Source organism: Streptomyces sp. NPDC029044, from assembly GCF_040637495.1.
In the GTDB taxonomy this organism is placed as follows: Bacteria; Actinomycetota; Actinomycetes; order Streptomycetales; family Streptomycetaceae; genus Streptomyces.
On sequence record NZ_JBEZWN010000012.1, the window covers coordinates 122502 to 134863 of the forward strand.

Consider the following 12362-nt stretch of genomic DNA (forward strand, 5'->3'; position numbering starts at 1 on the left):
CCCTCAGGGCCGTTCCCATGACAACCGATTCGGAGGAGGATCCCGTCAGTTCTCCTGCACCAGTCCGGCGACGTGCGCGGTGACCGTGTCGAGGACGGCCGTCCAGGCCGCGTCGTCGCCGAGCACGAGGTAGTTGAGCGTCAGGCCGTCGGTCATGGCGGCCAGGTACCGGGCCAGCACGGGCACCGGCACGCGCAGGCGCAGACCCATGGTCCCGCGCAGCTGGTCGATCAGTTCGGTGTACGTCTCGGCGTACAGCTCGTACTGACGGCGTGCCAGGTGTTCGAAACCGGGGCTGCGCAGTGCGTACTGCGTGAGCTCGTAGGTGAGCATGTGCTCGTCGGGGTGGGCGCGGACGTGGTCCCAGTACGCCTGGAAGCCGGCCCGGACGGTCTCCTCCAGGGTGGCTCGGGGCCGGATGGCCTCCCTCACCACCGTCACGTAGTGCCCGGTGATGGTGGTGATGACGGACTCGACCAGCTGCTGCTTGGAGTCGAAGCAGTAGTGGAAGACGCTCAGCGAGACGCCCGCTTCCGCGGCGATGGACCGGGTCGTCGTCCTGGGGACGCCGTCCCGGGCCATCGCCCGGATCGCCGCTTCGGTGAGCTGTCGCCGCCGCTCGGCGGACGGCAACCGTGCCATGGAGCCCCTCTCGTGGGTGTCAGCGGCTGTGGACGCCGACCTCGTGGAGGGAGTAGCCCCAGTCGGTGCCGCGTTCCAGGCCGTGGACGCGGACGTACCTGGCCGGTGTGCCGGCGAACCGCGCGGTGTCGAGACCGCCGTCGCCGGCGGTCGTGGACCACGCGGTACGCCAGGTCGTGCCGTCGGCGGAGAGGTCGATCCGGTACGACTTCGCGTACGCGCGCTCCCAGTCGAGGGTGACCCGCCCCACGGTTCGCGCGGAGCCGAGGTCGACCTGAAGCCACTGGTCGTCGCTCCAGTCGCTGGCCCAGCGGGTGCCGCGGTCGCCGTCGACGGCGCGGTGCGGCTTGTAGTTCGTGAACAGGCTCCACTCCGAGGAGCTGGCCGACGCGTCGGATCCGGCCGCCAGGTTGACCCCCGCCTCGTGGTTCTCGGAGGCCGCCCAGGTGCCGAGGTAGGACTCGGCGCCCCGGAACAGGTCGTCGACCGTGTCCTGGCCGCCGACGCGCCGGATGTCCTCGATCCAGTCCGGGACGAGACCGTAGTGGGCGGCCCCGTCGGTGTTCAGGTCCCAGGTGCGCTCTCCGGTGGTCTGCCGGTCGATGACCGAGCCGCCGTCGACGCTCTTGAACGGGTAGGTGACCTTGTCCGGCGCGTCCGCCCCGCGCGGTCCCGGCCAGCCGCCGACGCCGTTCATGTCGGTGCCGTAGCCGTAGCCCACGCCGTACTTGTCGCGCAGGGCCTCGGTGCGCTTCGCCTCCGCGATGAACCCCTCGGAGCCGTGCATGTACTGGGCGATGAAGCCGCCGAGGCCGTAGACCCGTTCGGTCCAGTCCATGTCCATCCAGCTGTGCGAGGACAGCACGCCCGGGTAGGACTCGGACTCGAAGATGTCGAGCACCCGGCCGGTGGCTTTGACGCTCATGTGGTCGATCTCCAGCATCATGCCGCGCTTCATCATGCCGCGGACGGCGTACTCGCCGAGGCCGGTGAGCCCCCGCACGTTGCACTGCGCGTCGGCGCTGTACGTCGGGACCTCCTCACCCGCCGGGAGCTTCTTCTCGGCCGCGGGCGCCGCCGCGTTGCCGATGGGGTTGTCGGCCTGCGGGCCCTTGCAGGTCTCGGTCTTCCAGTAGGTGCCGGTCGACAGGAACTGCCCGACGTTGATGGCCGTCCCGAGCGTGCCCGAGTCGAACCGCACCCCGCACAGGGCGTTGTCGAACTTGTGGCACAGGAACATGCTGCGCACGCCCAGCGCGTGGAGTTCGTCGAGCCCCTTGTCGATGTCCGCCTTGCTGCACTGCGCGATGTCGAGGACCTGCTTGCAGCCGAACGGCTCGGAGGTCTCGACGCCCAGGACGACGGCCAGCTTGCCCTCTTCGATGACCTTGCGGGCCTGCGCGCTGTCGGTGACGACCCGGAACCAGCCCTTGCCGGGCCCGCCGTACATCTTGTCGACGTAGGCCTGCATGTCGTACGTCAGCTTGGCCTGGAGCCGGATGGACGTCATCTCGTCACAGGAGCGGTCCTTGAAGAAGTACACGGAGCAGATCACGCCGTTGGTGACGAGGTCGTTGACGAGCACCCGCTGGCCGCCGCGCCAGGCCCGCTCGATCCAGGCGTAGTAGTTCTGCTGGTGGGTCAGCGAGTCGTGGGCGGGCCAGTCCTTGAAGGTGGGCCAGCCGTTCGGGTCGTGCTTGCCGTCGCCGCCGTTGGTGATGAAGTCGAAGATCGCGAGCGAGCCGTCCGGGTAGTGCTCGGGGCAGTCCTTGAGCGCGTCGGCCACGCCCTGCTCGGAGAACGGCTTTCCGCAGATCAGACGGCCGCCGAAGGCCTCGTTGGAGAAGATGTGGTCGTGTGCGTCGACGAAGCCGCGCACCTCGCCCTCGGCGTTCGTGCCGGTGAAGGGTTCGCCCGTGACGTTGATCCGGGAGTCCGGCGCGGGCCGTGCGGCCGGCTCCCACCAGTCGCTTCCGGCCGCCGCGCTCGGGGTGGGGCCGAGCGCGATCGACAGCACGAGCAGGAGGAGCGACACAACGGTGAGGTTCTTGCGTCGGCGGTACGGGCGTCCGGAACTGGTCACAGCCCACGTCCCTCGGTCGGCGGGTCGCTCGGTCGTGTTGTCATGACCTCGCAAAGTGTGCGACGAGAATCGCCACTACCGCCTGATGAGTCAAGGGTCCGGGACGGTTGACCTGGTGAGCGGGGGGGGGGCTGGTTCCCCCGGGCGGGCCCCCGAGCGGCCGGGCCTCGGCCGCTCGGCCGGGGCAGCAGCAAACCCCCGGGTCGCCGACCTGGGGTCTCATGGTGCGGGTGAGGTGACCCGCGGGCGTTCAGCCGATCAGCTCGGGCCGCGATCGGTCACGCCGGACGCCTCCTGCGCGGCCCGACGGTACTCCGCGTTGATGCGCTGGGCTTCCTCCAGCTGGTCCTCCAGGATGACGATGCGGCAGGCGGCCTCGATCGGGGTTCCCCGGTCGACGAGTTCGCGGGCGCGCGCCGCGATCCGCAGCTGGTAGCGGGAGTACCGGCGGTGCCCGCCCTCCGAGCGCAGCGGAGTGATCAGACGGGCCTCCCCGATGGCACGCAGGAAGCCGGGGGTCGTGCCGAGCATCTCGGCGGCCCGGCCCATCGTGTAGGCGGGGTAGTCGTCGTCGTCCAGACGATCGCTGAGCGGAGTATCAGCCGGCATGTCACCTCGTAGTGGAACGCGTCGAGGGGCCCTGGCGCCGTACGGCACCAGGGCCCCGAAGGAAATTCAACACCATCTGTCGGCCCTCATGCTGCGCCGACCTTCTGTTTCCGCTACCCGGCCCGCGTGCGGGAGGGGTGCGGGGATCGCGGCTGCGTGACCGGGGACCACCATCCAATCCGGGGTCTTGCGGTACCCGGACCGAGAGCTTCCCGGCCGGGCGATCCTGATGGCGTCTGCTCCTCCGTCCTTCCTCGGTTCTCCTCTGACCATGTCTACGAGAAGAAGGCTAACCGCGGTGAGGGTCGAATGTCTACTCTGACAAAGACAGATTTTTAAGTCCGTCGGACGCAGGCATCCTGTCGCTTCTGATCAGGGACGACCGTGCCGCGACACAGCGGTGAGGGCCCTGGCGACGCGCGTCGCCAGGGCCCTCACTGATCTCCGGGTGGCGGTCACCCGCCGGTGTGTCAGCTCTCCGGGACGTCCCGGAGACGGACCCGGTCCGTGTAGGTGGGGGCGTTCCGGAGAACGGTGAGCCGGGCCAGGGTGACCACGCCCGTGCTCTGGTCGTCGCCGTCGCAGAGCACGAGGTGGTCGACCCGGGCACCGGCCATGAGGGACAGCGCCACCTCGACCGTCATGTCGTCACGGATGCGCGGCGCGCGGGCCGTGGCGGGGTGCTGCGTCAGAACCGGCGTCATGGGTGTCTCCTGCCGAGAGGTGGGGGCGGGTGGGCGCGGGGCGCTACGCGGCAGAGCCGGAGCCGGTCCGCCGTTGCGCCCTCGGGCGCGCCGCCTCGCCGGCGGGGCGGCCCTGGCCGGCGGGGCGGCGGCCCCGTCGGCCCCGGGACGGGGCGGATGCTCCGCGGTGGCGTTCCGCGCGCGGCGCGGTGACGACGACCGGGACGCCGGAAGGGGCCTGGGCACCGGTGATACGGCTCAGCTCCGCCTCGCCGGACCGCACCTGGGCGATCCGGGGGGTGATGCCCGCCGACGCCATCAGCCGGCTCATGCCGCGACGCTGGCCCGGTGTCACCAGCGTGACCACGCTGCCGGACTCGCCGGCCCGCGCCGTACGGCCGCCGCGGTGCAGGTAGTCCTTGTGGTCACCGGGCGGGTCCACGTTGACGACGAGGTCGAGGTTGTCGACGTGGATGCCGCGCGCCGCGACGTTGGTCGCCACCAGGACCGTCACGTGGCCGCTCTTGAACTGGGCCAGGGTCCGGGTCCGCTGGGGCTGTGACTTGCCGCCGTGCAGGGCCGCGGCACGGACACCGCTCTTCAGCAGGTGCGTCGTCAGCGAGTCCACCGCGTGCTTGGTGTCGAGAAACATGATCACCCGGCCGTCCCGCGCCGCGATCTCGGTGGTGGTCCGGTGCTTGTCCGCGTCGTGCACATGGAGGACGTGGTGCTCCATCGTGGTGACCGCGCCCGCGGACGGGTCGACGGAGTGGACCACCGGGTCGTCCAGGTAGGTGCGGACCAGCCGGTCGACGTTGCGGTCCAGGGTGGCCGAGAACAGCATCCGCTGCCCACCGGGCCGCACCTGGTCGAGCAGGGCGGTGACCTGCGGCATGAAACCCATGTCGGCCATCTGGTCGGCCTCGTCGAGGACCGTGATGTCGACGCCGTCCAGCCGGCAGTCACCCCGGTCGATGAGGTCCTTGAGCCGCCCGGGCGTGGCGACGACCACCTCGGCCCCGGCGCGCAGCGCACCGGCCTGCCTGCCGATGGACATCCCGCCGACGACCGTGGCGAGCCGCAGGCTCACGGAACGGGCGTACGGAGTGAGCGCGTCGGTGACCTGCTGGGCGAGCTCGCGGGTGGGTACGAGGACGAGCGCGAGCGGCTGACGCGGCTCGGCGCGCCGCCCTGCGGTCCGGGCCAGTACGGCGAGGCCGAAGGCGAGGGTCTTGCCCGAGCCGGTGCGGCCGCGCCCCAGGACGTCCCGGCCGGCCAGGGAGTTGGGCAGGGTGGCCGCCTGGATCGGGAACGGCGCGGTCACGCCTTCCTGACTGAGCGTGGCCAACAGCCGCGCGGGCAGGGCGAGATCGGCGAACGACTCGACGGCGGGCAGTGGGGGTGTGATCGTTTTCGGCAGGGCGAACTCGCCCTGGAGGGCCGGGCGGCTTCCGTAGCTCCTGGAGCGGCTCGGACCACCGGAGCGGCTCTGCCTGCCGAAGCGGCGGCCGTCGCCGTCACCTCCTGAGAAACGGTCACGGGTACGGGATGTGTGGGAACGCTTCATGCGGGACCTTCCTCGATGGGCGCGTGGCAAGGAAAATCCGCAGCAGTGGAGCGGCGCAGAGAATCTCGAGACGAGCCGAAGTCGTTGCGGCCGGGTCGGGCCGGCGGGAAAAACAGCGAGCTGGGGCCCGCACCCCTTCAGGTGCGGGCCCCAGCTGCGAAATGTGCGCGAGCGCCGATGTCAGGCGGGCACGATGTTCTCGGCCGTCGGGCCCTTCTGGCCCTGCGCGATGTCGAACGACACCTTCTGGCCCTCCAGCAGCTCGCGGAAGCCCTGGGTGGCGATGTTCGAGTAGTGGGCGAAGACGTCGGCGCCGCCGCCGTCCTGCTCGATGAAGCCGAAGCCCTTTTCCGAGTTGAACCACTTCACAGTGCCGGTAGCCATTTGTTTCTCCTTCGGAGGCGGTTTCAGGAATTCACCGTCTGTGAATTCCATGTCGCCGTGATGATTACCCCGTAGGAAATGACCTTCTGGCAACCACACCTGCAACTGAGATCGACAGTAGCACGGTGGGTTCGGCGCCGGGTGGTGCGAAAATTCTGTTTCGCCGGGTGATCGGGGAATACTCGGCGGACCCTGCTTCTATTTCTCATTTTGCGGGCACAGATATTGCCGTGCGCGGGCGCGGCTCTTCCTGTCGCACCCTCGCTCGCCGGCCCTGTGACCTCCGCCGATGCACGGCGCGGCGGCGATGGCGCCCCGACGCCGCTGCCGCGACGAAGGTCACATCACCCGTTCGGGCCCTGCCCGGACCGAAGGTACGTGCACATGTCACCGATCGGTGACAGCGCCCTCGTCGGCGGAGCCGTGCTGATGACCGCGTGCCGGGACTCGGACAAGGCCGCGGACACCGGTGCGACGCAGGGTTCTTCGTCCGCCGCCGCGTCCTGGCACACCTCCGTGACGGACGCCGTCCCCTTCGGCTGAACCGGCCCGCGGCTCCCGGCGGGTCTACCACGGGACCTCGCCCTCGTCGTCGAAGAAGCCGCCGCTCGGGCCGCCGTCGGGCAGCGTCGCGAGCCGGACCGCGACCGCCGCGCCCTGCTCCGGGGTGCGGACCCCGCGGAACCCGTTGAGGTCGGTCGCGCAGTAGCCGGGGCACGCCGCGTTGATGAGGATGCCCGTGTCCCGGAGCTCCTTTGCGTACTGGACGGTGACGGCGTTGAGGAAGGTCTTGGACGGCGTGTAGGCGGCGGAGATCGGGCCCGTGTCACTGCCGGGAGTGGTCTGCCGGGTCAGGGAGCCCACGCCGCTGGACATGTTCACGATCCGCGGCGACGACGAGCGGCGCAGCAGCGGCAGCATCGCGTTGGTGACGCGGATGACACCGATCACGTTGGTCTCCACGACCGTCCGCACCGTCGCCGGATCCACCCCGGTGGGCATCTGCGGCACACTGCCGGTGATCCCCGCGTTGTTGACCAGCACGTCGAGACGTCCGGCGCTCTCCTCGACCAGTGCGGTGGCCCCCGCCACGCTCGCGTCGTCGGTCACGTCGAGCGGTACGCCGAACGCGTCGGCGCCGGCCGCCCGCAGTTTCGCGACGGCCGTCTCGCGCCGCTCCCGGTCCCGGGCGCCGACCCTGACCCTCCAGCCGAGGGCGCCCAGGCCCGCCGCGATCTCGTACCCGATGCCCTTGTTCGCGCCGGTCACCAGCGCGATCGTCTGTTCGCTCATGCCGCCGATCCTGTCCGCGTCCGGGGCCGGCGGGCCAACACCGATCGGGTGGGCGGCGATACCGCACCGGTATCGGCCCAGCTCGGAGCAGTACCATCACGGCGTGGAGACAAGGGAGTTGCGGTACTTCGTCGCCGTCGCCGAGGAGCTTCACTTCGGCAGGGCCGCCCAGCGGCTCGGGATCGCGCAGCCCCCGCTGTCGCGGGCGATCGGCCGGCTCGAACGGCGTCTCCAAGCGGTCCTGCTGGAGCGCAGCAGCCGTGCGGTCACCCTGACGGAGGCCGGAGCGGTGCTCCTGAGGGAGGCCCGGGCGGCCCTGGAAGCGGTCGAGGCCGCTGAACGCCGGACCCGCCGCGCGGCGCTCGCCCCGGCCGGCGAGGCCGGCGTGGTCCTCGTGACGAAGGCCGGCGCCTCCAGCGAGCTGCTGGCGAAACTGCTCGACGCCCACGCCGCCGAACCCGGCGCGGCCGGTGTCGATCTGCTCCTGTGCGGCATGGGCGAGCAGGGACCGATGCTGCGCGACGGCCGGGCCGATGTGGCGCTGCTGCACCGGCCGTTCGACACCACGGCCGGCCTCGACACCGAAGAGCTCTGCACGGAGGGGCAGGTCGTGATCCTCCCGGCCGGGCACCCCCTCGCCGGCCGGCCCCATCTCCGTACGGCCGACGTCACCGGCCTCCGCGACCTGCCGGTGCCCCGCTGGCCCGGCCCCGACGGCACCTACCCGGCCGGCCCCGGCCCCCGGGCCCGCGACCACGCCCAGCTCCTCCAGCTGATCGCACTCGGCCGCGCCTGCTGGATCGCGCCGGAGTCCTGCCGGACCCAGCTGCGCGACGGGCTGGCCGCCGTGCCGGTGCCGGACGCGCCGACGGTCACCACGGTGATCGCCTGGCCACCGCACAGCCGGTCCCGGGCGGTCGCTGACCTGGTCCGCACCGCGATACGGGTGAGCTCGTGAGAGGGCGGAGCCGCCTAGGCCGGGCGGGACCGACACCCTCCGATAACATGTTCGAACTCGCGATGGTCCCTCCATCGCTCTCCATCTGCCCAGCCATTCGGAAGAATCGGCCAAAAGATTGATAGCCAGAGCATCGCGGGTGTTTTCGCGAATAAGCGACATGAGTTCGTGGGATGCGGGGCGCCGCAGGCGCGTGCTGCTGTGGGGCGCGGCGGGCGTGGTCACGCTCGGATTCCTCATCGCGCTGGAGGTCGCCGCGCGCCGCTACGGCGAACCGGGGCCGATCACCAACCAGGTGAAGGGCCTGGTCCTCGCCCCCAAACCGGGGCCGCTCTACGGCGGCCTGGGGCTGATGATGGTCGTGCTCACCTGGCGGCAGCGGTTCATCGCGGCCGGCGCCGCGCTCGGCATCGACGCCGCCCTCCTGCCGGTGCGGTGGGCGGCGGACGCCGACATGACGGGCGGCCACGTCTTCGGCACCGGCGCGTTGTGGGTGATGCTGGGCACCGCGGTCATCGCCGTCACCCGCCGCACCGGCCCTGACCGCGTCCTGCTGCTGAAGGGCGTCGGGCTGGGCCTGCTGCTGGTCGCCGCCCGCAAGGTCGGTGACACCTGGCTGTTCATCACGGCGAAGACCCGCCCGACGGTGCTCGACCAGTACGTGGCGACCGCCGACCACGCGCTGGGCAACCCCTCCTGGCTGGCCGGCCGGATCGTCGAGGCCACCGACCCCTACAGCAGCCATCTGCTCCAACTGGTCTACGGCCAGCTCGCGGTGGCCGCGGTCGTCGTCGCCTTCTACCAGCTGCGCAACGTCACGGTCGAGCGCCGCTTCCCCAGCCACCACCTGGTGCGCACGTTCCTGGTGATCGGCCTCCTCGGACCGGCCTTCTACATGCTCTTCCCGGTGGTCGGCCCCGTCTTCGCCTACGGCCCGGGCGCCTCCGGCACGGGCGGCGTGCAGTGGGCGGCGGCCAACCTGTGGCCGCACATCCCGCTGCCGGTCACCACCCCGCAGCCGATGACGTACGACGGGATCACCCCTCGCAACTGCATGCCCAGCCTGCACACGGCGTGGGCCGTCGCGATCTTCGTCCACACCCGCAAGGCGCCCCGGGCCCTGCGGCTCGCCGGCACGTTCTGGCTGGTCGTCACCCTCGCCGCGACCCTGGGCTTCGGCTACCACTACGGCGTGGACCTCATCGCCGGTGTGGTGTTCGCCCTCACCATCGAGGCGGCCCTGCGCTCGCTCGACCGCGGCTGGGACCGCCCGGGGATCCTGCTGGTCGCCTACGGCACCACGGTCTTCACCGCGCTCCTGCTGTCCTACCGCTACCTGCCGACGCAGATGGCCGCACATCCGGAACTGTCCGGACCCCTGCTCGTCCTGGCCATGACCTCGGTGATCTACGGCTACGTCCGCACCACACCGAGGCCCACCCCACGGTTGCCGGGCCCCCGGCCCCCGGTCGAGGAGGCAGCGCCGGCGCAGGCCACGTCAGGAGAGCAGGAAGGCCCCGCTCCCACGCCCACGCCCGCCCCGGAGCCGCACTGATCACGCGCTGAAGGGGAGCGGCCCGCCGGCCGGACCGGACGCCTCCGGTCGGACGGGCCGCCCGACGCGCGAGAACCACGGCTGCCGTGTCTGTTCTGCCCGGCGTGTCCGGACGGTAGCTTGGTGGAGAAAGCCCCAGAAGAAGGGCGAAACGATGCCGTGGTTCCTGTGGCTGCTCGCTGCCGCGGCGCTGGGTGCCGCGGAGTTCTTCACCCTGACCCTGGTCTTCGGGCTGCTGGCGGGCGCCGCGCTGGTCGCCGCCGTCGTCGCCGGTGTCGGCATCGGTCTGCTCGGCCAGCTCCTGGCCCTGGGGGCAGCGGCGGCGGCGGGCCTCGTCCTCGTCCGTCCCGTCGCGCTGCGGCACATGGCACAGCAGCCGCTCGTCCGCGACGGCAGCGACGCGCTGATCGGCAAGCGGGCCGAGGTCGTGCAGGAAGTCACCGCGACCCGCGGCCTGGTCAAACTCTCCGGCGAGGAATGGTCCGCCCGCGCCCTCGACGAGAGCCATGTGATCCCGGTGGGAGCGCTGGTGGACGTCATGGAGATCGAAGGGGCCACCGCCATCGTCTACCCCCGCGAGCTCCTTCCCTGAACGGCTGAACACCAGCAACGGAGGCACTGTGGATCCAGTTGTCATCCCCATTCTCGTGGCGGCCCTCGTCATCGTCTTCCTCGTGGCCTCCACCGTGCGGATCGTCCCGCAGGCCCGCCGCTACAACATCGAGCGGTTCGGCCGGTACCGCCGGACGCTTCAGCCCGGCCTGAACCTGGTCCTGCCGGTGGCCGACCGCATCAACACCAAACTCGACGTGCGCGAGCAGGTCTATTCGTCCGACCCCCGGCCGGTGATCACCGAGGACAACCTCGTGGTGAACATCGACACCGTGCTCTACTACCAGATCACCGACCCGCGGGCGGCGGCGTACGAGGTCGCCGACTACCTCCAGGCGATCGACCAGCTCACCGTGACCACGCTGCGCAACGTCATCGGCAGCATGGACCTGGAGGAGACGCTCACCTCGCGCGAGGAGATCAACTCCCGGCTGCGCGCCGTCCTGGACGACGCCACCGGCAAATGGGGCATTCGCGTCAACCGCGTCGAGATCAAGGCGATCGATCCACCGCACACCATCAAGGAGGCGATGGAGAAGCAGATGCGGGCCGAGCGCGACAAGCGGGCCGCCATCCTGCACGCCGAAGGGGAGCGGCAGGCCAAGATCCTCACCGCCGAGGGCACCAAGCAGAAGGACATCCTGGAGGCGCAGGGCACGCAGCAGGCCATGATCCTGCGGGCGGACGGCGAGGCCAAGGCGGTGGAGCTCGTCTTCCAGGCCGTCCACCGCAACAACGCCGACCCCAAGATCCTGGCCTACAAGTACCTGGAGACACTCCCGCACTTGGCCAGGAGCGACAACAACACGTTCTGGGTCATCCCGGGCGAGCTGACCGAGGCGGTCCGCACCGTCACCCGGGCGTTCGGTGACGAGCCGACGGCGGGCGCTCCACGCCCCGCGCCACCCGAGGAAGCAGCCACCGCCGCTGCCGACGAGGCCTCGCACGAGCCCGGGATCCCGCAGCTCGACACGGGCTCGACGGCCGCCCTCGACGCCGCCGCGGCCGCCGACGAGGCCGGCAAGCAGGCCGCCGCGGCGGTGAGCGACGCCAAGGCTGAGGCGGAGGCGGCGAAGTCACCGCAGGTGCCGCGCCGGGGGCGGACGTCCGACGACTGAACCCACCGCCGGCCACCGCCTGGGGGAGGACCGAGTCCTCCCCCCCCCGGAACCACCCTGGGGTGACGTCCGCGCACGCAGATGCGCTGGATGACTGCGGCTGGAACCGGCGGTCAGCGTGGCACCGCGTGCGGCAGCACGTCATCGGCGTTCGGCGAAGCGTCACCGGTGCCGGTCTCTCAGGGCCCGTCAGGCGCGGGCGAGTTCGGCGGCGCCGAAGGAGACGTCGAACCGGTCGCACCAGATGCTGATGCTGCTGAACCGGGCCGGGTCGACGTCTTCGGGCACGACGTAGTTCTGGCTGCCCTTGTTGCCCTTGAGCTTGCCGAGGCTGACGTACTTCCCGTCGTCGAAGACGTGCCAGCCGGCCTTCCCTTCCTTCACCGGCGCGTCGGTGAGCCACACGCGCAGGTCGGGTCCATTGCTGGTGTCGAGGTTCTCCAGCCGGACGATGTGAGAGCCGTCGTCCAGCCGTACGAGTTTCACGGTGCCCGAAGTCGCGTGCTCGTGAGTGATCAGCTCACCGCTCGCCAGCGTCTGCGGTCCGGCCGGCGTCGTGGGGGTCCGGGAGGGTGCCGCCGCAGGAGGCGCCGAGGTCTCCACCACCTGGGGCAAAGCCTCCTCCACGGTCTCGTCCTGCCACAGCTTCCACGGCTGGAACCAGTACAGCCCGAAGCCGACTCCGCCGACCGCCACCACCAGAACCGCGATGACCAGCGGCCTGGTCAGTACCTTTTGCACGCGCCCCATCCCCGCCTCGCTCTCCGGGAGCTTTTCCGTCCTGTCCCATTCAACGGAAGCCGGGGCCCGTCCCACACCCCGCAGGTGATGACGGAATCCTTACGCCGCGCCGGTGGG

At 70.9% G+C, this 12362-nt stretch carries 13 protein-coding genes; 5 read left to right on the top strand and 8 right to left on the bottom strand.

The annotated features are described in order from the left end of the window. Window positions 1-45 precede the first annotated feature (45 nt). From AB0E85_RS13720 to AB0E85_RS13745, 6 genes are all read right to left on the bottom strand, one after another. Window positions 46-642: a TetR/AcrR family transcriptional regulator gene (locus tag AB0E85_RS13720; RefSeq protein ID WP_361925808.1), complete on the bottom strand. Its 597-nt coding sequence runs from the start codon at window positions 640-642 to the stop codon at window positions 46-48. Between the two features lie 19 nt (window positions 643-661). Then, complete coding sequence (locus AB0E85_RS13725) at window positions 662-2725, bottom strand: discoidin domain-containing protein (protein WP_361925809.1); 2064 nt, start codon at window positions 2723-2725, stop codon at window positions 662-664. Between the two features lie 258 nt (window positions 2726-2983). Next, window positions 2984-3334, bottom strand: coding sequence for a MerR family transcriptional regulator (locus AB0E85_RS13730; protein WP_033310065.1), 351 nt, complete (start codon window positions 3332-3334; stop codon window positions 2984-2986). Between the two features lie 470 nt (window positions 3335-3804). After that, complete coding sequence (locus AB0E85_RS13735) at window positions 3805-4038, bottom strand: CBS domain-containing protein (RefSeq protein ID WP_361925811.1); 234 nt, start codon at window positions 4036-4038, stop codon at window positions 3805-3807. A gap of 43 nt (window positions 4039-4081) precedes the next feature. Beyond that, entirely contained in the window at window positions 4082-5584 is a 1503-nt protein-coding gene (locus AB0E85_RS13740) for a DEAD/DEAH box helicase (protein WP_361925813.1), read from the bottom strand. Window positions 5585-5764: 180 nt separating this feature from the next. Further along, the gene (locus AB0E85_RS13745) at window positions 5765-5968 is read right to left on the bottom strand and encodes a cold-shock protein (protein ID WP_184848139.1); all 204 of its coding nucleotides are present in this window, start codon (window positions 5966-5968) and stop codon (window positions 5765-5767) included. Window positions 5969-6352: 384 nt separating this feature from the next. Here AB0E85_RS13745 and AB0E85_RS13750 point away from each other — a divergent pair, with 384 nt between their 5' ends. After that, the gene (locus tag AB0E85_RS13750) at window positions 6353-6511 is read left to right on the top strand and encodes a hypothetical protein (protein WP_361925816.1); all 159 of its coding nucleotides are present in this window, start codon (window positions 6353-6355) and stop codon (window positions 6509-6511) included. Between the two features lie 24 nt (window positions 6512-6535). Here the strand turns inward: AB0E85_RS13750 and AB0E85_RS13755 are convergent, their stop codons facing one another. Next, complete coding sequence (locus AB0E85_RS13755; RefSeq protein WP_361925818.1) at window positions 6536-7261, bottom strand: SDR family oxidoreductase; 726 nt, start codon at window positions 7259-7261, stop codon at window positions 6536-6538. A gap of 103 nt (window positions 7262-7364) precedes the next feature. On the opposite strand from AB0E85_RS13755, the gene AB0E85_RS13760 reads away from it, so the two are divergent. The 4 genes from AB0E85_RS13760 to AB0E85_RS13775 all read left to right on the top strand — a co-directional run bounded on the left by AB0E85_RS13760 (window position 7365) and on the right by AB0E85_RS13775 (window position 11504). Then, the gene (locus AB0E85_RS13760) at window positions 7365-8219 is read left to right on the top strand and encodes a LysR family transcriptional regulator (protein ID WP_361925820.1); all 855 of its coding nucleotides are present in this window, start codon (window positions 7365-7367) and stop codon (window positions 8217-8219) included. A gap of 160 nt (window positions 8220-8379) precedes the next feature. Then, entirely contained in the window at window positions 8380-9774 is a 1395-nt protein-coding gene (locus AB0E85_RS13765; RefSeq protein WP_361925822.1) for a phosphatase PAP2 family protein, read from the top strand. Window positions 9775-9928: 154 nt separating this feature from the next. Then, on the top strand, window positions 9929-10366 hold the full coding sequence (locus tag AB0E85_RS13770; RefSeq protein WP_361925824.1) for an NfeD family protein: 438 nt from the start codon (window positions 9929-9931) through the stop codon (window positions 10364-10366). A gap of 28 nt (window positions 10367-10394) precedes the next feature. Then, entirely contained in the window at window positions 10395-11504 is a 1110-nt protein-coding gene (locus AB0E85_RS13775; protein WP_361925827.1) for an SPFH domain-containing protein, read from the top strand. Between the two features lie 189 nt (window positions 11505-11693). Here AB0E85_RS13775 and AB0E85_RS13780 read toward each other — a convergent pair whose 3' ends face one another. Further along, window positions 11694-12254, bottom strand: a complete 561-nt coding sequence (locus tag AB0E85_RS13780) for a DM13 domain-containing protein (protein ID WP_361925829.1) — start codon at window positions 12252-12254, stop codon at window positions 11694-11696. Between the last annotated feature and the right edge of the window lie 108 nt (window positions 12255-12362).

Bases quoted from the DNA above. Each gene is read 5' to 3' on its own strand.
- AB0E85_RS13735 (WP_361925811.1), bottom strand. From the start codon at position 4,038: ATGACGCCGGTTCTGACGCAGCACCCCGCCACGGCCCGCGCGCCGCGC.
- AB0E85_RS13720 (WP_361925808.1), bottom strand. From the start codon at position 642: ATGGCACGGTTGCCGTCCGCCGAGCGGCGGCGACAGCTCACCGAAGCG.
- AB0E85_RS13730 (WP_033310065.1), bottom strand. From the start codon at position 3,334: ATGCCGGCTGATACTCCGCTCAGCGATCGTCTGGACGACGACGACTAC.
- AB0E85_RS13765 (WP_361925822.1), top strand. From the start codon at position 8,380: ATGAGTTCGTGGGATGCGGGGCGCCGCAGGCGCGTGCTGCTGTGGGGC.
- AB0E85_RS13740 (WP_361925813.1), bottom strand. From the start codon at position 5,584: ATGAAGCGTTCCCACACATCCCGTACCCGTGACCGTTTCTCAGGAGGT.
- AB0E85_RS13750 (WP_361925816.1), top strand. From the start codon at position 6,353: ATGTCACCGATCGGTGACAGCGCCCTCGTCGGCGGAGCCGTGCTGATG.
- AB0E85_RS13755 (WP_361925818.1), bottom strand. From the start codon at position 7,261: ATGAGCGAACAGACGATCGCGCTGGTGACCGGCGCGAACAAGGGCATC.
- AB0E85_RS13770 (WP_361925824.1), top strand. From the start codon at position 9,929: ATGCCGTGGTTCCTGTGGCTGCTCGCTGCCGCGGCGCTGGGTGCCGCG.
- AB0E85_RS13745 (WP_184848139.1), bottom strand. From the start codon at position 5,968: ATGGCTACCGGCACTGTGAAGTGGTTCAACTCGGAAAAGGGCTTCGGC.
- AB0E85_RS13780 (WP_361925829.1), bottom strand. From the start codon at position 12,254: ATGGGGCGCGTGCAAAAGGTACTGACCAGGCCGCTGGTCATCGCGGTT.